The sequence below is a fragment of the Skermanella aerolata KACC 11604 genome, from assembly GCF_000936425.1.
GTDB classification, from domain to species: Bacteria; Pseudomonadota; Alphaproteobacteria; order Azospirillales; family Azospirillaceae; genus Skermanella; species Skermanella aerolata.
The window spans coordinates 110,563-132,789 of the sequence record NZ_AVFK01000013.1; the positions used below are offsets into that span (position 1 = coordinate 110,563).

At 63.5% G+C, this 22,227-nt stretch carries 23 protein-coding genes; 6 read left to right on the top strand and 17 right to left on the bottom strand.

The window, feature by feature from the left end; all coding sequences use genetic code 11:
* Position 1: 1 nt before the first annotated feature.
* A complete protein-coding gene (locus N826_RS17170) occupies positions 2-1,330 on the bottom strand; it encodes a pentapeptide repeat-containing protein (RefSeq protein ID WP_084720840.1) in 1,329 nt (442 codons plus the stop codon).
* A 720-nt stretch (positions 1,331-2,050) separates the two neighbouring features.
* Here N826_RS17170 and N826_RS40170 point away from each other — a divergent pair.
* Positions 2,051-2,722 (top strand): helix-turn-helix domain-containing protein, encoded by a 672-nt coding sequence (locus N826_RS40170; RefSeq protein ID WP_280178446.1) that lies wholly within the window; start codon positions 2,051-2,053, stop codon positions 2,720-2,722.
* A 25-nt stretch (positions 2,723-2,747) separates the two neighbouring features.
* Here the strand turns inward: N826_RS40170 and N826_RS17185 are convergent, their stop codons facing one another.
* A complete protein-coding gene (locus N826_RS17185) occupies positions 2,748-3,728 on the bottom strand; it encodes a DMT family transporter (protein WP_052831489.1) in 981 nt (326 codons plus the stop codon).
* Positions 3,729-3,806: 78 nt separating this feature from the next.
* Positions 3,807-4,442: a helix-turn-helix domain-containing protein gene (locus N826_RS17190; RefSeq protein ID WP_169789365.1), complete on the bottom strand. Its 636-nt coding sequence runs from the start codon at positions 4,440-4,442 to the stop codon at positions 3,807-3,809.
* A gap of 71 nt (positions 4,443-4,513) precedes the next feature.
* Between N826_RS17190 and N826_RS17195 the strand changes: the two genes are divergently transcribed.
* From N826_RS17195 to N826_RS17215, 5 genes are all read left to right on the top strand, one after another.
* Complete coding sequence (locus N826_RS17195) at positions 4,514-5,818, top strand: NAD(P)/FAD-dependent oxidoreductase (RefSeq protein ID WP_211099315.1); 1,305 nt, start codon at positions 4,514-4,516, stop codon at positions 5,816-5,818.
* A 62-nt stretch (positions 5,819-5,880) separates the two neighbouring features.
* Entirely contained in the window at positions 5,881-6,915 is a 1,035-nt protein-coding gene (locus N826_RS17200) for an ABC transporter substrate-binding protein (protein ID WP_147040323.1), read from the top strand.
* Positions 6,916-6,983: 68 nt separating this feature from the next.
* On the top strand, positions 6,984-8,057 hold the full coding sequence (locus N826_RS17205) for an ABC transporter ATP-binding protein (protein ID WP_044430804.1): 1,074 nt from the start codon (positions 6,984-6,986) through the stop codon (positions 8,055-8,057).
* Positions 8,054-8,974 carry an ABC transporter permease gene (locus tag N826_RS17210; protein WP_084720841.1) on the top strand — a complete coding sequence of 307 codons (921 nt, stop codon included), beginning with the start codon at positions 8,054-8,056 and terminating at the stop codon, positions 8,972-8,974. Before N826_RS17205 ends, N826_RS17210 begins: the two co-directional genes overlap by 4 nt.
* A gap of 3 nt (positions 8,975-8,977) precedes the next feature.
* On the top strand, positions 8,978-9,793 hold the full coding sequence (locus N826_RS17215) for an ABC transporter permease (RefSeq protein ID WP_044430805.1): 816 nt from the start codon (positions 8,978-8,980) through the stop codon (positions 9,791-9,793).
* A 38-nt stretch (positions 9,794-9,831) separates the two neighbouring features.
* Here the strand turns inward: N826_RS17215 and N826_RS17220 are convergent, their stop codons facing one another.
* From N826_RS17220 to N826_RS17285, 14 genes are all read right to left on the bottom strand, one after another.
* The gene (locus N826_RS17220; RefSeq protein WP_147040325.1) at positions 9,832-10,176 is read right to left on the bottom strand and encodes a hypothetical protein; all 345 of its coding nucleotides are present in this window, start codon (positions 10,174-10,176) and stop codon (positions 9,832-9,834) included.
* Between the two features lie 120 nt (positions 10,177-10,296).
* Entirely contained in the window at positions 10,297-10,893 is a 597-nt protein-coding gene (locus N826_RS17225; RefSeq protein ID WP_044430807.1) for a hypothetical protein, read from the bottom strand.
* Entirely contained in the window at positions 10,890-11,222 is a 333-nt protein-coding gene (locus N826_RS17230) for a DUF6364 family protein (RefSeq protein WP_044430808.1), read from the bottom strand. The genes N826_RS17225 and N826_RS17230 overlap by 4 nt, the downstream gene beginning before the upstream one ends.
* A 93-nt stretch (positions 11,223-11,315) precedes the next feature.
* Positions 11,316-12,314: a CobW family GTP-binding protein gene (locus tag N826_RS17235; protein WP_244619477.1), complete on the bottom strand. Its 999-nt coding sequence runs from the start codon at positions 12,312-12,314 to the stop codon at positions 11,316-11,318.
* 31 nt (positions 12,315-12,345) lie between these two features.
* Positions 12,346-12,666 (bottom strand): hypothetical protein, encoded by a 321-nt coding sequence (locus N826_RS17240; protein ID WP_044430810.1) that lies wholly within the window; start codon positions 12,664-12,666, stop codon positions 12,346-12,348.
* 5 nt (positions 12,667-12,671) lie between these two features.
* Complete coding sequence (locus N826_RS17245) at positions 12,672-13,571, bottom strand: polysaccharide deacetylase family protein (RefSeq protein WP_044430812.1); 900 nt, start codon at positions 13,569-13,571, stop codon at positions 12,672-12,674.
* Positions 13,572-13,622: 51 nt separating this feature from the next.
* Positions 13,623-14,603: an asparaginase gene (locus N826_RS17250; protein ID WP_044430814.1), complete on the bottom strand. Its 981-nt coding sequence runs from the start codon at positions 14,601-14,603 to the stop codon at positions 13,623-13,625.
* Positions 14,604-14,642: 39 nt separating this feature from the next.
* On the bottom strand, positions 14,643-15,398 hold the full coding sequence (locus N826_RS17255; protein WP_211099316.1) for an SDR family NAD(P)-dependent oxidoreductase: 756 nt from the start codon (positions 15,396-15,398) through the stop codon (positions 14,643-14,645).
* Positions 15,399-15,415: 17 nt separating this feature from the next.
* Positions 15,416-16,855 carry a dihydropyrimidinase gene (gene hydA / locus N826_RS17260; protein WP_044430816.1) on the bottom strand — a complete coding sequence of 480 codons (1,440 nt, stop codon included), beginning with the start codon at positions 16,853-16,855 and terminating at the stop codon, positions 15,416-15,418.
* 29 nt (positions 16,856-16,884) lie between these two features.
* A complete protein-coding gene (locus tag N826_RS17265; protein ID WP_044430818.1) occupies positions 16,885-17,643 on the bottom strand; it encodes an SDR family NAD(P)-dependent oxidoreductase in 759 nt (252 codons plus the stop codon).
* A 19-nt stretch (positions 17,644-17,662) separates the two neighbouring features.
* Positions 17,663-18,580, bottom strand: coding sequence for an NAD-dependent epimerase/dehydratase family protein (locus tag N826_RS17270; protein ID WP_044430820.1), 918 nt, complete (start codon positions 18,578-18,580; stop codon positions 17,663-17,665).
* On the bottom strand, positions 18,577-20,235 hold the full coding sequence (locus tag N826_RS17275; protein WP_044430821.1) for an ATP-binding cassette domain-containing protein: 1,659 nt from the start codon (positions 20,233-20,235) through the stop codon (positions 18,577-18,579). The genes N826_RS17270 and N826_RS17275 overlap by 4 nt, the downstream gene beginning before the upstream one ends.
* Positions 20,232-21,080: an ABC transporter permease gene (locus N826_RS17280; RefSeq protein WP_186818073.1), complete on the bottom strand. Its 849-nt coding sequence runs from the start codon at positions 21,078-21,080 to the stop codon at positions 20,232-20,234. Before N826_RS17280 ends, N826_RS17275 begins: the two co-directional genes overlap by 4 nt.
* Positions 21,081-21,093: 13 nt before the next feature.
* Positions 21,094-22,134 carry an ABC transporter permease gene (locus N826_RS17285; protein WP_044430823.1) on the bottom strand — a complete coding sequence of 347 codons (1,041 nt, stop codon included), beginning with the start codon at positions 22,132-22,134 and terminating at the stop codon, positions 21,094-21,096.
* Positions 22,135-22,227 lie beyond the last annotated feature (93 nt).

Here is a 22,227-nt window from a genome sequence, read left to right on the forward strand (position 1 = left end):
ATCATACCTCCGTTCCGATCGATGAAACCGTTCCCAGGAACGGCCGCGCCGTGGATATCCGGGGCAGAACGCACTGATCCAGAACGGCGTCAGCAAGGTCGGCGCCTTCGATGTTGGCGTGGGACAGATCCGCACCCGTCAGCTTGACGTTCCTCAGGTTGGCACCGCGGAGATCGGTCCCGATCAGCCGGGCCGATTCCAGGCTGGTCGCCCATCGGCGGCCGGGACGGTGGGTACTGACGAGAGCAGCCAGATTGGCCCCGCGCAGGTCCGCGCCGGACAGGCAAGCGCGCGTGAGGTTGGTGCCGCGTAGGTCGGCATGGGCCAGCCTCGCATCGCGCAGATCGGCGAAGCTGAAGTCGGCCATGGCGAGAACCGTTCGATGAAGCTGGGCTCCCATCAGGCAGCATCGGGCGGCGACTATAGCCGTCAGGTCCAGTCCCCTCAGATCCGCCCCGGACAGATCCCGGTCGGAAAGATCGCCCCGAATACCCCTGCCGCCGCTGCTGTCCAGCCAAAGCTTATGGTCCCGCAGGATCTCGGACAGGAGGCCGGCGCCGGCATTGCAGGTGCTCAGCGCCCTCCCGCGCTCTATGGCTTCCCGTAGATCTGGATCGAGAAGCGCGCCCCGGAAATCAGCACCGTCCAGACAAGCTCCGCCGAGCCTGCTGCCGGTCAGCAATGCGCCGGTGAAGCAGGCTCCCGTCAACTGGTTGCCGGAAAGCGTGGCGCCTTCCATGTTGGCGCCGGTGAAGTTGGTGTTGCGCAGATCCGCACCGTGCAGATTGACGCCGCACAGGACCGCATCGGTAAAATCCGACTGGACGACATAGGCTCGGCTGATCGTCGCGTTGGTCAGGTTGATGCCCTTTGCATTGGCCGACGAGAAATCGGGATGGATGGTTTGCAGTTCGGGACCTTGGGAGCGGGTGCCGTCATATCGGGTCAGCGTGGCTTCCCGGATATCCGCTTCGATCAGGCGAGCCCCTTTCAGCAAAGCTCCCCTGAAGCAGGCCCCGCGCAAGTCGGCCTTCGACAGATCAGCGTTATCGAGGTTGGCGAGTCGCAGATCCGCGCCGAACAGAGTGGCCTTGCGCAGGATCGCACCCGGAAGCAGCGTGCGGTGCAGGACCGAGCCGGTCAGATCCGCCTCTGCGAGATTGCGGCCGGAAAGATCCAAGTCCGACAGGTCGTGATAGGGCAGCAGTGCCCGGCGGCCACCGGGCTGCGCGGTCACATACCGCTGATGGGCTGCCAGAATAGTGTGAAGGGCACGCGGGTCCAGGCGTTGAAGTATCTGTCTGGCGCCAGGGTCACGATGCTGACTCACGTTTTTTCCTTTGCCATGATTATGCAGGCTTGATGAAAGCCTGATAAAGCAAAGGGAGTGCCAAAACGGGGTGAAGCCAGATTTCGTGGAGACGTAGAGAGATGATCTCCAGCAAAAAAATATAATGAATCATTATGCAATCATTGATGTAACCACAAATCCTTTTTTTTAGAATAGGATCAGCGTTTGGTCTGCTGATTTGTATATCAGACTTGAGAGGCTGTTTTTCAGCGTGGATCTTAACCATAACACTACACCTTTTCATCCTCATCCACCTTTACTCCATGAGCCCGGTATGCTCCCCAATTCCCAAACGTTAAAAATTTCTTCATCAAAACTGAAAATGAACGGTAGCCATATTGCAATTTGGGAAGCGAAAGATTTTCAATTTGCGAAACCGTCGATACCCGGTTCTTTGCAACGAAGCGTTCATTGATGAGAACAGACGGAGCATCCCTCCTGCTCGTCTGACTGAACGGCTTGCAACTCGGACGCAGCAAGTTCCGAGAATTAAATTTCGTCGGCGGTTTCGAAAGAAGCCCAATGACAGGCATATCAGATTTGCTCTACGGTATGGCGCAAGCCACTTTAATCAACGATTTACCACCGGAGTTGACAAAGAAGCCAGAATTGTCGTAATTGAGGTCAGAACTATGGAACGGATGTTCTTTTTGTTTGAAAACTTGGTCAAATGCAATTTTCTTGTAATGGGATGCTGATGTGATTGAAACCGAAGATAATCAGGTCGAGGTCAAACGCGGACGTCAGGCCAGAAACAGAGGCGCGTCTCAGGAAGCCAATCAGCACATTGGTGAAAGGATTCGTATTCGCCGCACCCTGTTGAACTTGTCTCAGCCGGAACTCGGCAAGGCCTTGGGGATGTCGTTCCAGCAGATGCGGAAATACGAAACGGGAGCGAGTTCCGTGGGAGCCGGCCAGCTTTGCGAAATCGCAAAGGCGCTGGATGTTCCGGTCAGCTTCTTCTACGACGGTCTCGACGGGATCTCCGCTCCTGCCGAACCGGAGGTAAAGGAACGACAGGACGAGCGCTTCACCCGCGACGAACTTGAAGTCTTGAGTCACTACAAGGCCGCTCCCGGCGTTATCCAGGACGCGGTAAGAACTTTGCTCGGGTACATTTCAGGGCAGGATCGCGAAACCGGCGGGACGTTCAGGACTCCCGATCCGGTCGCAACGCCAGTCAGCCGGCCGAGAGGCCGGCCTCGCAAGAACGCCAAGGCTCCCGATACGGCACCGGTCCGCGAGAGCGTCGCCGAGGAAGCGTCGGACGAAGCGGACGCGGCCGGGGAGTCCGGCACGGCGGAGACGGGCAGAAAAACCCGCCGGCGGACCTATGGCGCCACCTGGTCTCCGCTGGACATCCGCAAGTAAAGCCGAAGCCCGCACCGGCCAATCCTCATCGGCGGGACGAAACCGGATCGGCCGTGCGGGCTTTGGGGCGCTGCGGCAGCAGACTTGGCAGCACCAGAACGATGAACAGGCCGGCGACTACCAGCGACAGGGCCAGGAGGTCGGCGCCGGCCAGCGGCTCGCCAAGGATCAGGGCGCTGGAGAATACCCCGACCACCGGGATCGCCAGCGTTCCGATCGCGGCGACATTGGCGGGAAACAGCGAGACGATGCGGAACCAGGCCCAGTGGCAATAGATCATCGGGATCAGCGCCGCATAGATCACGCCGAGCGCCCCAGGCGTGGTCAGGTCCATCACGGATGCCGGATCGCCTATCAGAAGGGCTGCCAGGATCACCGGCACACCGCCGATCGCAAGCTGCCAAGCAGCGAGCTGGATGGTGTCCATCCGCCAGGGGATCGCCTTCAGCATGACGGTGCCGATTGCCCAGCAGATTGCGGCGGCCAGCATCATGGCGGCTCCCCAAGGCGTTCCGCCCAGCCGCCCGAACTCCGGAATCAGCAGGATCGCGAGCGCCGCCAGTCCCAGGGCAAGGCCGACGATGCGCAGTGCGGTCATGCGCTCCCGCAGGAAGACGACGCTCAGGATGGATGCCCATAGCGGCATGGTGAAGGCGATGATCGACGCCCGCCCGGCAGCCATGAGCGTCAGCCCGAACGCCGAGAAGATCTGCCAGCATGTAACGTTGATCAGTGCCGTCAGGATCAGCGGCTTAAGATCGGCGGGCGGAATCCGGAGGCTGAGACTACGGGCGCGGGCTACCAGCATCAGTCCGCCCGCTCCGGCGATGAAGCAGATTGCCCGGAATGTCCAGGGGTCCATGTCGATGACGGCCAGCTTCATCGCTGGCCAGTTCGTGCCCCAGAAGAAGGCGAGCGAGGCCAGCAGGAAGAACCCCTGGCGGGGCAGTTGTTCGGACGATGAGGCGGCCGGAGCTTGCGATGCGGAGTCGGTTGCCTGTGCCAATGCGTTTCCTCGAAGGGACGGAAGGATTCTTGTTATGCAACGTCAACCCGCCGCCGCGCGCTTTGGCACCAGCGCCGATCAGTAGAATGGCGGCGTAACGGCCCATAGGATTTCCGCCTCGTCCTCTCCCAGATTGCGGAAGCGGTGCGGTCGCGGGCTATCGAAGCGGAACGTATCGCCGGCATTCAGGACGAAGACGAGATCGTCCACCGCAAGTTCCACGGTTCCCTTCAGGACGGTCCCCGCTTCCTCTCCCACATGGCTGTAGGGCTCCATCCCGGAGCCGCCGTGACCTTCCAGACGGACGATCATGAGCTGCAGGTTGCCGCCGTCATCGGGGGTCAGAAGCTCCTTGACCATGCCTCGGCCGGAAAAATCCAGCGTACGACGCCGCCCGGCGCGCACGATCAGGCCGGCTTCCTCCGGCGCTTCGCTGTCGGCGTCCGAGAACAGCCAATTCATCGGAATCTGAAGCGCTGTGCAGATGCGTCTCAGGACGCTGATCGATGGCGACGACAGACCCCGCTCGATCTGGCTGAGCAAACCGATCGACACTTCCGCCTCACGCGCGAGGCTTTCGAGCGACAGTTTTCGGATGCGCCGGCGTGCGCGAATACGGCGTCCTACGATGGCATCGGGGTCCTGGGACAGGGAATCCTGGGTAGTCTGAGCCGGGGGAGTACCCATTGCGGAAAGGGCCTTGATCGTTGACAAGCAAAGTATATCGCTCATACCGTGAAAAAAATAGCCTAGAATTTCACGATAACGGCAGGAGCAGAGCCTTTATGTCTGGTATGGTGAAGAATGGAGCATTGCCGCCTTCTTTATGGGCAGCGACCGCGACGACGAAGAAAGAGTACCCTCGTCTCCAGGGCGTCCATCTCGCCGACGTCGTGATCGTGGGCGGGGGCTTCACCGGATTGTCCGCCGCGCTGCATTTGGCGGAGGCCGGTACTAAGGCCCTGGTTCTGGAAGCCCATGAACCAGGCTGGGGCGCTTCGGGACGGAACGGCGGGCAGGTCATTCCGGGTCTCAAATACGACCCGGACGAGTTGGAAAGCCACTTCGGCCCGGAAGTCGTCAAGACGGCCGGCGGCGGACCGGATCTGGTGTTCTCCCTGATCGAAAAACATGCAATCGACTGCCATCCCGTCCGCAAGGGCTGGATCCAGCCGGCTCACGACTCCAAGGCGCTCGGCACCGTGCTGGGCCGTGCGGCGCAATGGGCGAAGCGCGGCGTCGACATGGAAGTGCTGGAGAAGGATCGGCTCGACCAGCTCATGGGCACCGGGTTCTATGTCGGCGGCTGGATCGACAAGCGCGGCGGCGGCATCCAACCGCTCAGCTACGCACGCGGACTTGCAGCGGCGGCGGCCAAGGCCGGTGCCGGCATCCATGGGGACTCTCCCGTCAAGGCGCTGTCGAGGGCACCCGCCGGCTGGATCGTCGAGACCGGGGACGCGACGATCACTGCGCAGAAGGTCATCCTGGCGACCAACGGCTATACCGATCATCTCTGGCCCGGACTGGCGAAGACGGTCGTGCCGATCTACAGCTTCCAGATCGCGACGCGTCCGCTGGGCGACAATGTCCGGCGTTCCATCCTGCCGGAAGGGCAGGTCGCATCCGATACGCGCCGGCTGCTCTGGTACTACAGGCTGGACCATCAGGGCCGGCTGGTGATGGGGGGCAGGGGGCCTTTCAAGGAAACGCCCGGCTACGACGACGCGGGAAGCCTGAAATCGGCGATTTCCCGGCTGTATCCCCAGGTGGCGGAAGATCCCCTGGAATTCGTCTGGGCCGGCAAGGTCGCCATGACGCAGGATCACCTGCCGCACCTTCACGTATTGGCCGACGGCCTGTATGCCGGATTGGGTTTCAACGGTCGGGGTGTCGCCATGGGCACCGTCATGGGGCGCATGCTGGCCCTGCTGGCTGGAGGGGCCGACCCGCGCGACGTTCCGTTTCCGATCACCGCCATGAAGCCGATGGCGTTCCACCGACTGCACCGGCCCGCCGTGATGGCGATCGCCGAGTACTACAAGATCCGTGATGCGCTGGAAGCAAGGTTCGGCTCCAAGGCCGCCTGAGCGCACCGATGGAACGCAAGCAAACAACAAGCCTGCAAAAAGAACAGAGGAGAGTGACGGCGATGAATACAGGAAAACTTCGGGCGCTTTTCGGCGCCGTGTCAGTCGCGGCATTGCTGACGGCGACGGTGGCCGAGGCCAAGGACACGTTGACGGTCGTGTCGTTCGGCGGGTCGTATCAGGATGCCCAGCGGAAGGCCATGTTCGAGCCGACGGCAAAAGCGCTCGGCATCGACATCAAGGAAGATACGTTGAGCGGCTTGGCCGAGGTCCGCTTGCAGGTGCGTTCCGGCAGCGTCAGTTGGGACGTGGTCGATCTGGGCGCAACGGACTGCGCGATCGGTGCTGCGGAAGGATTGTTCGAGCCGCTGGACTATGACGTCATCAAGGCCGATGGCATCGCCAAGCCGATGGTCAATGACGACTGGATCGGCATCATCTATTATTCGACCGTCCTTGCCTGGAACAAGAAACTCGACAAGCAACCCAAGACCTGGGCCGATTTCTGGAATGCCAAGGACTTCCCTGGCAGCCGGTCGCTCCGCAACAACCCGCAAGTCATCATGGAACTGGCCCTGTTGGCCGACGGCGTGCCGCTCGACAAGCTGTATCCGCTCGACGCCGACCGCGCGTTCAAGAAGCTGGAAGAGATCAAGCCGCACATCACGACATGGTGGGGATCGGGTGCCCAGTCGGCGCAGCTCATCAAGGACGGCGAGGTCGATATGCTCGCGATCTGGAACGGGCGGCTTTCGTCCGCCATGAAGGACGGCGCCAACGCCGACTACACCTACGACCAGGGTCTCCTGAACGCCGACTGCCTGGCGATCCCCAAGGGATCGAAGAACGTCGAGCTGGCGCAGAAAGCAATCGCCATGTTCGTCTCCCCCGAACAGCAGGCGGAAATACCGAAATACATCAACTACGGTCCAGTCAATGCCAAGGCCTTCGACTTGGACGTCCTGACGGCGGAGCAGAAGGCGCTGCTGAACTCCTCGCCCGAAAACATGAAGAAGCAGGTCGTGGTCGATGCCCAGTGGTGGGGCGAGAACGGCGCCGAGCTTCAGGAGCGCTGGGACAGCTTCACCCAGAAGTAAGCCGGCTTGGAAGAAAGCCGGCTGCCTGTCCGGTCAGTTTTGAAAAACCGCAAATCGAGAGGCTGCACATGGCCAACCCGATAACCATCCGCAGCGTTCGCAAGACTTACGGCGACTTCGTGGCCCTCGAGGGCATCGACATGGATATCGCCGCCGGCGAGTTCATGACGCTGCTCGGACCTTCGGGCTCGGGCAAGACCACGCTGCTGATGATCCTGGCCGGGTTCACCCGGCCGGATGCCGGCAGCATCCAGGTGGCGGGGCAGGAGATCGTCCGGACCCCGCCGCACAAGCGGGACATCGGCATGGTGTTCCAGAACTACGCGTTGTTTCCTCATATGGATGTCGCAGGAAACGTTGCGTTTCCCTTGAAGCTGCGCAAGGTCGCGAGGGCGGAGATCGAGACGCGGGTGCGGCGGGCGCTGGCCCAGGTGCAGCTCGAAAGCTTCATCGACCGGGGCGTCGACCAGCTCTCGGGCGGCCAGCGCCAGCGCGTGGCGCTGGCCCGCGCCCTGGTGTTCGAGCCGAAGATCGTCCTGATGGACGAGCCTCTCTCGGCGCTCGACAAGAAGCTGCGGGAAGAGATGCAGATCGAGTTGAAGCATCTGCATGACCGGCTCGGCATGACGACGGTCTACGTCACGCACGATCAGCGCGAAGCGCTGACCATGTCGGACAGGATCGCCGTCATGTGCAAGGGCGCCATCCGCCAGCTTGCGACGCCGCGCGACATCTACGATCGTCCGGCCGACCAGTTCGTGGCTGATTTCATCGGCGAATCCACCTTCCTGCCGGTCGAATGGGACGGGCGGGGAGGCGCTTCGCTGGCCGGCTCCGCCATTGCGTCGAGCAACCCGCAGGCGGCGGGCAAGGGGCGGCACTTCCTGTTGGTGCGGCCTGAGAAGCTGGAATTCCTCAACGGTGCGGAGGACGGCTATAACCGTATCTCCGGCACCGTTGACGAGATCATCTTCCAGGGCGAGGCGGTGCTGGTCTATGTCCGGATCGGCGACGGCAACCGGCTGGCGGTGCGGAAAGGCACCCGTCAGGGCGTGTTCACCAGCCTGCCGGAAGTCGGCCAAACGGTGACGCTCGGGCTGCACCGGGACGACACGATCATCGTGCCGGAGATGGCGGCATGACGATGGACATCCCGGTTCAGGGGGCGCACGGCCTCGGCAGGCCGGCCGCTGCCCGTCCCCACAGCGGCGAACTGGCGGCGGATTCCCGGTCCGAGCAGCGCCGAATCCTGGGTCTTTCGCTGCCCAGCCTGCTGCTGGTAACGGCCCTGCTGCTGATCCCAGTCGGCTGGCTGTTCGGCCTGTCGTTCTTCAAGCGCGGCGTCTTCACCTTCGACCATTACCTAAGGATGGTCGAGCATTCCTCCTATATCGCGATCTTCCAGACCACGTTCAGCCTCAGCATCCTGGTCACGCTGATCTGCGTGCTGCTGGGCTATCCTGTCGCCTACTTGCTGGCGCAACTGCCCCGGCGCTGGGCGACGCTGGGGATGGCGCTGGTCATCCTGCCGTTCTGGACCAGCCTGCTTGTCCGCACATATGCCTGGCTGGTGCTGCTTCAGCGGACCGGCGTCATCAACACGACGCTGATATCGGCGGGCATCATCGACGAGCCGCTGCAACTGGTCCACAACTACACGGGAACGGTGATCGGCATGACCCATATCATGCTGCCGTTTCTGATCCTGCCGCTCTACGCCTCGATCAAGGCGATCGACATGGACTATGTCCGGGCCGCGTCCAACCTGGGCGCTTCGCCGACCCAGGCGTTCCTGAAGATCTTCCTGCCGCTGTCGCTGCCGGGGCTGATCGCCGGATCGCTTCTGGTGTTCATCATCTGCCTCGGGTTCTACGTAACGCCGCAGATCCTGGGCGGTGGCCGGGTGACAACCGTCTCCATGAAGATCCAGCAGAACATCGGCATGTATTTCGACTGGGGAGCGGGAAGTGCGCTGGGCGTGGCGCTTCTGGTCTTCGTCGGTCTGATCTTCCTGGTGGCTCACCGGCTTGCCGGGCTCGAACGCATGTTCAAGGGGTAAGCGATGTCAGCACAGCCGATACCGATTTCCCACTGGCGGCGAGCGTGGCTCTACGTCCTGGTCGCCGCCGTCCTGCTGTTCCTGATCGTGCCGATGCTGATCGTCGTGCCGATGTCGTTCTCCGGGTCGGAATACCTGGAGTTTCCGCCCCGCGAATGGTCGCTCCGCTGGTACGCCAGCTACTTCAACTCGCCGGAATGGATGGCCTCGACGCGGGTGTCGTTCGCCGCCGCCGTCCTGACGGCGCTGATCGCAACGCCGCTGGGCGTCGCCGCCGCCTATGCCCTCAATGCCGTCCGGCTGCGGCTGACACCGGTGCTTCAGGTGATCCTGCTGCTGCCGCAGATGGTGCCAGTGATCCTGATCGGCATCGGCATCTTCTACATCTACATCCAGCTTCAACTGGTCAACACGCTGTTCGGGATCGTGCTGGCCCATACGCTGCTAGCGGTGCCGTTCGTGGTGGTCACGGTGATGTCGGGCCTGCGCAGCTACGACATGACGCAGGAAAAGGTGGCGAGGAGCCTGGGCGCCCCGCGCTGGAAAGCATTCATGCTGGTGACCCTGCCGCAGATCAAGCTGTCGGTGATCTCGGGCGCCCTGTTCGCCTTCATCACCTCGCTCGACGAGGTGGTCATCGGCCTGTTCATCGCCGGCGGCGACAACACTGTGCTGACACGCCGCATGTTCCAGTCGCTGCGCGACCAGATCGATCCGACGATCGCCGCGATCTCGTCGCTGCTGATCATCCTGTCGGCGGTTGTGCTGGCAAGCGTGGCCGTCATGAGTGGTGGGAAGAAACAGCGGTCGGAAGCTTGATCGATTAGAAGCGGCCTCTGGCTGCTTCTACAGGGTGCCTAATCCGACACCAGCATCCGCTCCATCCGGTCGATTCGCGTCATCAGGCGGTCGGCCGGATAAGCCTCCCCCCGGACGGGACAGGCGCGGCTGTGCCGGAATGCGGTCAGGATCTGGTCACGGCTCAGCCCAGGAAACGCCGCTTCGGCTTCGGACAGGTCAAGGCGGCCGTTCGCGGCGGGCCTGACCAGAGCCGCCACGCTATGAACGGCAATGCCGGTACCCGGCAGCAGAGGGTCGCTTCGCTGCCCGGCTTGCGCGGGCGCCTTTTCCCGCGACCGGAGCAGGTCACGCAGGCTGGCGAGTTCCAGCACCATGGCATCCCTGGCAAAGCCAGCTTCCATGCGGTTCAGTTTTTGTCCGCCGAATTCCGCGGCATTCCGATCCTCACTGAACACCCTCGCCTCTCATTCAGTTGTCGAGCCTTTTTCACTTTCCATCGGCGCCGCTGTCGTAACGATTAACTACGATGGACCCCGAGCGCTACCTATGGCTGCCGGATCATCGACGCCATCCGGCAGGTCGGTGAAGATGCGCTTGTTCGCAGGGCGTCGATCCGGTTTCGATGGATGCGTCATCTCGTGGATGATCGCATTCGCCGACAGGATCACGCCGACCCGCTCCAGGCCCCGCAGCAGTCCGACGGTCGAAAGCAGGTGGAGGTTCGGCGGCTTGTTGAAGACGCGGACTCCGGCGTCCTCGAATAGGATGGCCACCGGTTCGCCAAAGCTGACATACTTGAGCAGGCCGTCGTCCGACGACATAAAATCGACGATGGCGAGTTCGCCGGCGTTCTTCTTGAGCTTCTTTCCGGTGCGACGCTTTTCGCGCTCCTGTTCCCCGATCTCGGTGTTCTCGATGATGAATGGTGGCTGATTGTTGTCGATGAATGCCTTGACGGTCCGGTCCTTGAGATAGGAAAGATCGCTGGTCAACTCGTCGTAAACCGCATCGACCACGACCAATCGCATGTCCAGTGCGAGCAGCAAATCCAACCGGTCGGCCACCCAAAGGCTGTTGAAGGGTCCGGCATCGGGAATGATGACGGTGCACCGTTTCAAGACTGCTTCCAGAGTTTGGCAAAAGTTACGGCTTGGTTCTCGACGTCATGGGTTGGCGGCTGCGGAAGTGGCAGGTCGGCATCCCCAAGTGCTACGAGCAACTCGGCGTAGTCGCGCAGTCCAAGAAGCCTGATCGCCTCGTTCCTGGCCAATCGCCCTTGCGAGTACGCCAGCAACGGATCGTCCGTGATGCGGTCGGTGCCATCCGAGGTCACCGCCTCCAAGTGCTCTCGGACGATTGCCGTCATCGTCGTCCCATGCGCGGCTGCATAAGACTTGGCCCGAGCTACAAGATCGTCCGGTAGGTTGAGCGTCGTGTTCCTCAGCATATCGCACCCCCATGTGTCACATATATATGTGAAAACCGCTTTTGGGGTCAACTAGATCGCCGCCGGTGCGGGCGGCAGCTGCTACGATCCTTTTCAGTTCGTCTGATCGACGAAAGCAGCGAACGACCTCCTGACGATCTCCGGGTCTAGTCCCTTCGCGATCACGACGATGCGGGTCCCGACGATGCCGTCGGGCCAGTCGTCGAGGTGCACGGGCTTGTGGATCAGGTGCTGCACGCCCTGGATCACGACCGGCGTATCGACGCCCTGGATCGACAGCAGGCCCTTCAGCCGGAGGACTTCCGTGCCGTGCCGGTTGAGGAGCATCGACAGCCACAGCCCGAACCTCGCCCAGTCGAGGGGAGCATCGGATGTCAGGACGAAGGCCCTGATATCGCCATGGCGGTTTAGGTCGTGACTGTGATGGTCATGATGGTGCGCTTCGGCAGCCAACCAGCGGGCCACTTCGCGCGCCCTGGCCGTGGGGTCGTGGATGTCGCTGACGAACAGGGCCGCGTCCGGTATCCGGACGTCGTCGAGCGGAAGGATGTCGGCGGCCGGGTTCAGGCCGGCCAGCCTGTGCCGGAGGGCGTTTATCGTTTCCTCATCGGCCAGATCCGTCTTGGACATCACGAGCCGGTCGGCGACGGCGGCCTGTCGCGAGGATTCGGGAAATCTGTCCAGGTTCTCCGCCCCGTTGACCGCATCCACCACCGTCACGATGTTGCCCATCCGGAACTGATGGCGGAGAACAGGGTCGGCGACCAGGGTGGCGACGATGGGGCCGGGATCGGCCAGTCCCGTCGTTTCCAGGATCAGCCGGCTGAAGGGCGGCACGCGTCCGGCGGCGCGGCGTTCGTGTAGATCCAGGAGCGAGCCCTTCAGATCGCCGCGAATGGTGCAGCAGATGCAGCCGCTCTTCAGCAGCACCACGTCGTCATCGACTTCCTCGACCAGGAAATGGTCGATCCCGACCTCGCCGAACTCGTTGATCAGCACCGCCGCGTCCTTCAGGGCGGGCAGGGCCAACAGCCTCTTGAGCAGCGAGGTCTTGCCGGAGCCGAGGAAGCCGGTCAGGATGTTAACCGTCACCGGCGGCAACGAAGTTTCCGGGTTCATTGGGTCACACAGGACTGCCCGTGCCGCGACGGGCTTCCATCGCTTCGATCACAGCAGGATCGAGCGGATCGCAGACCCGCCCGGTCAGTTTTTCAGCCTCGGCCCAGATCGCGCCGAACTGATCGACTACGGCCGATTTACCGGTCCGGCCGGTCAGCGTAAAGCGGTTCGACCACTCCATCAGCTTCAGCCCATAGAGGCCCAACACCTCGTTGGCGACGCCCGCGCGGCGCCGCCGTTCGGCGGCGGGGAACGATGTCCCCGCCTCTCCCACGCCGTCGGTCCAGTGATCGGCGGACCCGAAGGTGCCGCAAAGCCCGCACATGGCGGTCAGGACTCGGGCCGCGCCGAGCCGGACTTCGGGAACCGGGTGGCGAAGTCCGTGGCGATCTCCTCCATCGTGACGAAGCGGACGCCGTCGTGGCCCTTCAAGTAGTCGAACAACCGCTGGTGCATTTGCAGGACATGCGGCTTACCCGATACATCCGGGTGGATCGTCAGCGGGAACACCGCGTAGTCGTAGTTCTCGTAGACCCAGTCGAACTGGTCGCGCCACATCTGCTCGATGTCGTGCGGGTTGACGAAACCGTGGCTGTTGGGAGCGGCCTTGATGAACATCATCGGCGGCAGGTCGTCCAGGTACCAGGATGCCGGGATTTCGATCAGGTCTGTTTCCTGCCCGGTGACATAGGGCTTCATCCAGGCCGAGGGATGCTGCGAGTAGTCGATCTTGGTCCACTCGTCGCCGACCGTCACGTAATAGGGATGGTGGTCGTTGTGCATCAGCGAATGGTCGTACTTGATGCCCTTCTTCAGCAGCAGCTCGTTGGTCTTGGACCCGAACTCCCACCACGGCGCCACGTAGCCGCGCGGCGGCTTGCCCGACAGTTCGGTGATCAGATCGACGCATTTATCGAAGATCGCCTCTTCCTGGACCGGCGTCATCGCAATGGGGTTCTCATGGCTGTAGCCATGCATGCCGACCTCGTGTCCGGCATCGGCGACAGCCTTCATCTCCTCCCGGAAGGTCTCGATCGAATGGCCGGGCATGAACCACGTCGTCTTGATGTCCCATTTCTCGAACATCCGAAGCAACCGCTTGCTGCCGACCCGGCCCGCGAAGACGCCGCGGGAGATATCGCAGGGGCTGTCCTCGCCGCCGTAGGATCCGAGCCAGCCCGCGACCGCGTCGACGTCGACCCCGTAGGATACCAGGATTTCCTTCGTCATGGTTTCTTCTTCCCTGTAAGTGATGCTTTTCGTTGAAAGCCTTGAGTGGCCCTAATTGGCGTGCAACTCCATCCGCTGCCGGACGATCGACGGGTCCGCGCCCGATCCCAGCAACAGCGCCAGCAGGATTCGCGCCTTGATGCCGCTGAGATCGCCGCAGAAGACCGCTCCCGCCGCCGCCAGATCCGAGCCTCCCCCGGCGCCGTAGACCGGTTCTACCCGTCCCTGGGGAGAGCGCGAGGTGACCGCTACCGGGATGCCGCTCCGGATCGCCTCGACGGCGGCATCGGTCACGGCCGGCGTCGCGTTGCCGCGCCCGAAGCCTTCCAGCACCAGCCCGCGCGCGCCGTTCTCCAATGCCGCCGTCACGAAAACCGCGTCGGACCCCATGACCAGCTTGATCAGCTCGACGCGCGGCTCGATCGTTTCGGCCTTGATGGGACCCAGCCGGATGGTGCGGCGGTGAAGCCTGACCCGGCCGACGTCGATCTCGCCCAGCTTGCCATGCTCGGCGGAGGCGAAGGTGCCGAGCCGGGAGGCATGGGTCTTGGTCGCGTCCCGTGCGGCGTGGATCTCCTGTCCGAACACGATCATCGCGCCCAGACCCTGGGTTTCCGTGCTGGCGGCGACGCGGATGGCATCGGCGAGGTTCCTCGGGCCGTCGGAATCGGGCTGGTCCGCATCCATCTGCGCCCCGGTGAAGACGACAGGCTTATCGGTCTCCAGCACGAGGTCGGCCAGATAGGCGCTCTCCTCCATCGTGTCGGTGCCGTGAGTGACGACCACGCCCGCGACTTCCGGATCGGCAAGCAGCGCGTTGATGCGCCGGGCCAGTCCGAAGGCCATGGGCAGGTCGATCCTGTAGCTGCCGACGTTGCTGAACTCTTCCGTCTTGACCGGGATATCGGGCGCCAGCGGGCCGAGCAGCGAGACAAGCTCGTCGCCGGCCACGCTGCTGACGACGGATCCCTGTTCCGCACTGTAGCGCGACGCGATCGTTCCGCCGGTGCTGAGAAGGACGATATGTGTCACGGGACTCCTTTTCCGGTACTTGGCGGCAATGCCGCCGGGTCAGTAGCGTCCGACGAGCAAGCCGCCATCGACGACGATGACTTGTCCGGTGAGATAACGGGCCGCCTGGGAGGCGAGGAATACGGCGACATCGGCGATTTCCTCCGGCTCCCCGACGCGGCCGAGCGGGATGAAGCTGGCGGCGGCTTCCAGTCCGGCCGGCCCCAGCGAGTGCTTCTCGGACAGGGCCTGGGCCGTGCGGATGTAGCCGGGAGCGATGCCGTTGACCCGGATGCCGTCCTTCGCCAGTTCGACCGCCAGCCCCCGGACGAGACCGACCACCCCCGACTTGGCGGCCGAATAGTGGACGTGTTCGTCCCAGCCGTAGGCCACGCCCATGATGGACGACAGGGCGATCACGCAGCCCTGGCCGCGTTTCCGCATCGCCGGCGCCGCGGCCCTGACGACCCGCATGACGCCGCCCAGGTCGATGTCGAGCGTCTGCTCCCATTTCTCGTCGGTAAGGTCCGCCAGCGGGACCTTGTGGGCGATGCCGGCATTGGCGAGGACGACGTCGATCGGTCCATGGGCCGCCTCGACCGCCGCCACGATGGCATTCGCCCCGGCGGTGTCGCGGACGTCCAGGCGATGAAACTCCGCCTGTCCGCCGGCAGCCGAGATCTCCTCGGCAGCTTGACGGCCTTCATCGTCGAGGACGTCGGTCAGGATGACGCGGTACCCGGCATCGGCGAAGGCCTTGGCCGAAGCCCGGCCGATCCCGATGCCGGCTCCGGTGATCAGTACGATAGGCATCATGGTTGATTAACCCATGGCTAGACGGTTGGTGCCGCAGCTCCGGTAGGCACGGCGAACGGCGACAGGTCGCGCTTCAGGAAGGCGCCGTCGCCCGGCTCGCCCAGGATCTTTCCTTCTTCCGCGACCAGCTTGCCGCGCAGGAACGTCGCCACCGGCCAACCGGTGACCGCGATGCCCTCGTACGGCGTGTAGTCCGCCCCGTGATGCATCAGCTCCTGCCGGATCGTTTCCTTGCGGTTCGGGTCCCACAGGACGATGTCGGCGTCGAAGCCGGGAGCGATCGAGCCCTTCTTGGGGTAGAGGCCGTACATCCGTGCATGGTTGGTCGAGGTCAAGGCCACGAATTCGTTCAGGGTGATGCGCCCCTCGACGACCCCTTTCGAGAACAGCAGCGGCAGGCGCGTCTCGACGCCGGGGATACCATTGGGCACCCAGCGGAACGACGTGCGCGCCTTGGGGTTGAGCTTGCCCATTTCGCCTTCATAGAAGAATGGGCAATGGTCGGACGAAAAGGTCTGGAAGACGCCGGTCCGGATGCCTTCCCAGATGGCGCCCCAGCTCGCCTCGTCGCGGGGCGGCGGCGAGCAGACGTATTTGCCGCCCGTCTCGTCCATGTTGAGGCCCTTGAGATCGTCGGCCGTCAGCGCGATGTATTGCGGGCAGCTTTCGCCGTAGACCTTCAGTCCCTTCTGCTGCGCCCAGCGGATCTGCTCCATTGGCTCCCGTCCGGAAACATGGACGATCATGATCGGGACGTCGGTCAGTTCCGCGTGGCTGATGGCGCGGTGGGTCGCTTCGCGCTCGACCGATTCCGGCCGTGAGACAGCGTGGTAGTAGGGCGCCTTCTTGCCGGCGAGTTCCAGCCGCTCCGTCATGAAGCGGATGGCGTCGTAGCCCTCGCAGTGGACCATGACCAGCGCGCCGCAGCCGCGCGCGCAGTCGAAGACCTCGAGCATCTGGCGGTCGCTCAGGACCAGGTCGTCATAGGTCATGAAGACCTTGAACGACGTGTAGCCGTCCTCGACCAGCGCCGGGAGTTCCTGGCCCAGGACGCTTACAGTCGGATCGCTGATGATGAGATGGAAGCCGTAGTCGCAATAGCTCTGGCCGTCGGCTTCCTTATGGTAGTCGGCGACGCTCGCGCGGAGCGAAGCGCCGCGTGGTTGCAGCGCGAACGGGATGACGGTGGTATTGCCGCCCGCAATCGCCGACCGCGTGCCGGTCTCGAAGCCGTCCGCCATCTTCGGCCCGCCGAAAGCCGGCTGGGCCAGATGGACGTGGCTGTCGATGCCGCCGGGCATCACCAGCAGCCCGGATGCGTCGATCTCCTTGGCCCCGCCTTCCAGGCTTTCGGCCACGGAGACGATGCGCCCGCCCCGGATGCCGACATCGGCGCGCACCGTATCGGCGGCGGTGACGACGGTTCCGCCCCGGATGATCAGATCGTAATCACTCATATCGAAGCCCCTTCTTCAGATCGGCCGCGTCAGACCATGACGTCGCCGCCGTTGGGCGACAGCGTTTGCCCGACATAGAATGCCCCCGCTTCGGAGGCGAGCATCAGGACGGTGGGGGCGATTTCATCGACCGTGCCGAACCGCCCAATCGGCAGCTGCGCCTTCTTCATCGCCCGCCACTCCTCGCTCAGGCCCCGCAGCAACTCCGTCTCCACGGGACCGGGAGCGATGCCGTTCACCATGACGCCATGCGGGGCGCCTTCGTAGGACAAAGCACGGGTGAAACCGACGATCCCGGCCTTAGCGGCACAGTAATGCGCCAGTCCTGGCGCACCCTTGTAGGCGAGCTGGGAAGCGAAGTTGATGACACGGCCATAGGAGCGCTCGATCATCTTGCCGAAGAAGGCGTGGGTGACCAGGAAGGTGCCGCGCAGGTGGACCCCGATCATCCGGTCCCAATCAGCGACGGTGATCTCGGTGAAGGACTTGTCGCCGCCGATGCCGGCGCAGTTCACCAGGATGTCGACATGCCCCAGCCGCTGTTCGGCCCAGGCAGCCATTTCGGCAACTTCGGCTTCGCTGGCGACGTCGCAATGCATCGCGTGGATGGTGAGGCCTTCGCCGCCCAGCCGGGCGACCAGGGCGTCGGCGTTCGCTTCATCATGGTAATGGCACAGCGCCACCTCGGCGCCACTGCGCGCGAAGAGTTCGACGACCGCCGCCCCTATGCCCCGGCTGCCCCCGGTCACTAGCGCCTTGCGGCCCTTCAGGCTGAAGATATCGTTCATGACACTCTTTCCGTATCGGTCAAGCGGAGGCGGTTCCGGCGCGCAGCCAGTCCGAATAAGTACTGATGCCCTGTTCCAGGCTGATCGCGGGCCGGTAGCCGAGATCCCTCTCGACCGCCGAGATGTCGAAGCAACGCTGTATGTCGTCGACCGGATCGGCCCCCGGTCCCAGCTCGATATCGGCGCCGGGAAACACGCTGCGGACCACGTCGGCGATTTCCGCCAGGGTTAGATAGCTGCCGCCGGTCACGTTGTAGGTCCTGCGCGGCAGGTCCGGCTTGTCGAGTGCCATGACCAGCGCGCGCGCGGCGTCTTCGACATGAATGAACTGGCGGTGGAAGTCGCGCCCGAAAGGCAGCCGAGTTGGGAGACCGGCCAGCGCATCCACGATCATCGTACGGATCACGCAGTCCGTCGTCCGGCGCGGTCCATAGACCCAGGACAGCCGGAGGCTGACTCCGTCGACGCCGTATTGTCCGGCATAGGCCGACACCAGCAGCTCGCTGGCGACTTTGCTTGCGCCGTAAACGCTGGTCGGCGCCATCGGCACGTCTTCCTGCACCGGTCCGTCCGGCGTATTGCCGTAGGCGCTGGTGGAGGAACAGAACACCAGGCGGCTGCCGTGGATACGGGCGATCTCCAGCACGTTGGCGGTGCCGACGATGTTTACCTGCACCATGGAGTTCGGGTTGTCGCGCGCCACCATCGGGCCGGAATGGGCACCGCAATGAACGATGCCGACGATCCTGTTCTCGACCGCCAGGGCGTGCAGCCGATGGACATCGCCGAGGTCGCAGACGGTGACCTCCCGCCCATCGACGGCGCCGGGCGTTCGGTCTATCGGCAGGACCTTGCGGCCGCCTGATTCCAGCAGCACCCGGACGGCATTGCCGAGCAGACCGGAGGCGCCGGTGACGAGGATAGTCGGTTCGCTCATGTCAGGCTCGGCTCCACGCTATGTCTATCCAGGGCCCGTGTGCGCTGGGCTTCACTTTGCTCGATCGGCAACTCGGCGGCGAGCAGGGCCTTGGTGTAATCCTCGGCCGGGCGGGCGAAGATCGTCTCGGTTTCGCCATGCTCGACGATCTTGCCGTGACGCATCACGGCGACATAGTGGGCGAGCGACCGGACGGAGTTGAGGTCGTGGGTAATGAACAGCGCCGACAACCCCATGTCCCGTTGCAGATCCCTGACCAGATCGATGATCTGGGCACGGACACGAATGTCGAGCGCGGTTGTCGGTTCGTCGAACACCACGAAGTCGGGGCTGGTGGCCAGCGCCCGGGCTATGCCGACCCGCTTCTGCTCGCCGGCGGTGAGCTGGTGCGGATAGTAGTCGGCGATCCGCGCCGGCAGCCGCACCATGTCGAGAAGTTCCCGCACGCGCTTGGCTCGTGCCGCGCCGCTGGTCTTCGGGATCAACGCCAAGGGTTCTCCGATCAGGCTTTCGACCGGCCAGCGCGGGTTGAGCGCGACATAGGGCTCCTGGAACACCATCTGGATCCGTCTGCGGATGGGCCTGAACTCCCGCTCCGGCAGCGTCGTGATGTCGTTTCCGTCGAACAGCACCCGGCCGCCGCCGGGGTCCAGCAGGCGGACCAGACATTGGCCGACCGTCGTCTTGCCGGACCCGCTTTCGCCGACTAGTGCCAGCGTTTCCCCGGACCCGACCGAGAACGAGACGCCGTCCACCGCGCGGACCACCTTGTTCGATCCGCCGACGGTGAAGAACTTCTCCAGCTTATCGACCTGAAGCAGAGTCTTCGGCTTGGCGGCCGATGCATCGGCGGCGCCTCTCGGCGTCGGGCGTGCCCTGGCGGCATCGAGCAGGACACCGCTGTAGGGTTCCTCCGGCTGCTTCAGGAACAGGCCGGCCGGCTTCAGCTCGACGATCCGGCCTTCGCGCATGATCGCGATGCGGTCGCAGTAATTGGCGACGACGCCCAGGTCATGGGTGATGATGACGGCGCCGAGACCCAGTTCGCGGCAGCGCCGGACCAGCAGGTCGAGCACCTGCACCTGGATCGTGGCGTCCAGCCCCAGCGTCGCATCATCGGCCAGCACGACCTGGGGATGGGCGATCAGCGCCATCGCGATGACCACGCGCTGGGCCATGCCGCCGGAAAGCTCATGCGGATAGGCATGAGCCCGCCGTTCCGGATCGACGATGCCGACCTTGGCGAACAGGTCGACCGCCGCCTTCCAGGTGGCGCCCCGGCTGCCGCCCTGGTGTGCCCGCAGCACCCGGGCGACCTGGGTTCCGACTTTCTCCACCGGATCGAGCAGGGCCTTCGCGTTGGTGCCGATCAGGGCTATCTGGCCGCCGCGCAGCTCGCGCTTTTGCTTCGGGTTCATCGACAGGATGGAAGTGCCGTCCAGCGCCACGTCGCCGGACACGATCTTCCCGCCCTCCGGCAGCAGGTCGATCAGCGCCCGCGCCAGCACCGATTTGCCGGCTCCAGTCTCGCCGACGATGCCAAGCACTTCGTCCCGGCGCAGGGTGAAGCTGACGTCGTCGAGGACTGTATTGTCGCCGAAAGAGACGGTGAGTTTGTCGACTTTTAGCAGAGCCTTGGGATCACGCGGGTTCATCGGCGGGTCCTCGTCGTTGGGTCCGACAGTTCCTTGGCGGCATCGCCGAGCAATGCGAAGCACAGTACCGAGATCACGATGGCAAGGCCGGGGAACAGCGAGACCCACCAGACACCCAGGATCATCTGCTGCGCGCCGCTGGAGACCATCAGTCCCCATTCCGGCGTCGGCATCCGGACACCGGCGCCGATGAAGGACAGCCCGGCCGTCAGTAGGATCGCCATGCCGATGCTGATGGAGACCTGGACTATGGCCGGGGTCAGCGCGTTCGGCAGGATGTGGCGGAACATGATCGATGCGTCGGTGGCGCCGCTGCATCGGGCGGCGCTGATGAACGGACGTTCCCTCAGCGACAGGACCTCCGCCCGGATCAGCCGTGCGAACATCGGGGTGAACAGCACGGCAAGCACGATGGCGACGTTCCAGATCTCCTGTCCCATCACCGAGACCAGCGCCATGCCGAGCACGAAGACCGGGAAGGACTGAATGAAGTCGAACAGCCGCATGATCAGCGAACTGACGAAGCCCCGGTAGTAGCCGATCAGCAGCCCGATCGGCACGCCCAGGACGAAGGCGAGCGCTACCGCCGAGATGCTGATGAGAAGGTTGATCCGGGTCGCGTAGATGATCCGCGAATAAATATCCATCCCCGAGACGTCGGTGCCCAGCCAATGCTCGAACGAGGGCGGCTGGAGCGAACTGATTGGGTCGGCTTCCGTCGGCGAATGGGTCGAGAGCAGCGGCGCGAAGACGATGGCGACGATCTGCAAGGCGAGGAGGATGACACCGACCATGGCGGCCGGATGGCGGCGGATATGGGTGAAGAGGCTGCGCAGGCTTTTCATGCTGGGTTCCTCCTCACACCTTGATCCGCGGGTCGGCCAGTTCGTACAGGATGTCCACGATCAGGTAGACGATCAGGATGAAGCCGGCCGCCACCAGCACGAAGCCCTGGAGGGCAGGGTAGTCGCTGTTGATAACGGCCTGCACCGCGTATTGCCCGAGGCCGCCCCAGGCGAAGATCGTTTCCACCAGAACGGCAGCACCGAGCAGGAAACCGAACAGGAAACCGACCAGCGTAATGATCGGCGGCAGGCTGTTGCGCAGCGCGCTCCGGATGATCGCCCGTCCCGGCAAGCCGCTGGCCCGCTGGTGGCGGATGAAGTCGCTGCGGTAGATGTCCTCGAAGGTGGTCTTGGTCATCTTCATCAGAGCCCCGGCATTGACGATCGCCAGCGTCAGGACCGGCAGCAGCAGACGGCCGGCGGAAGACTGGAAGGCAGCCCAGTCGCCGGCGATCAGGCTGTCGATGGTGTAGAAGCCGGTCACGGCGGGCGGCGCCGTGACGAAGGCGTCGATCCGTCCGAAGGGAGCGGGAACGATGCCCGCGATATAGAAGAGAAAGAAGATCAGCAGCAGTCCGACCCAGAAGTCCGGAATGGCGCCGGCCGCAAGTCCGTAGATACGGCTGAAGTTATCGACGATCCCGCCTTTCCGGACGACTGAGACGACGGCGAGCGTCACGCCGACGATCACCGTCAGGATCATCGCATAGGTGATGAGTTCGAGCGTGGCCGGTGCCCGCTCCATCAGGTCCACCGTGACCGGATTGGACGTGAACAGCGAAACGCCGAGATCGCCTTGCAGGACATTGCCGACATAGGCCACGAACTGCTCCCACACGGTCCGGTCCAGACCCAACTTCTCGCGAAGCGCCGCGATGCTTTCGGGCGTAGCCGTGTTCCCCAGCATCAGGAGCGTAGGGTCGCCCGGAAGCAGCCGGACCAGCAGGAACGTTACCAGCATCACGCCGAACATCTGGGGCACGATCAAGGGCAATCGCGTGATGACGATACGGAGTGGGCGCGGCAACCCGCGCCAGAAACTCTGAAGAGTCATGAATCATCACATTCAAGAGCGGGACAATCAAGATCGGCTATGGGGACCGGGCAAGCACGCGGAGACCTCATCCAGGTCTCCGCATATCCGTTT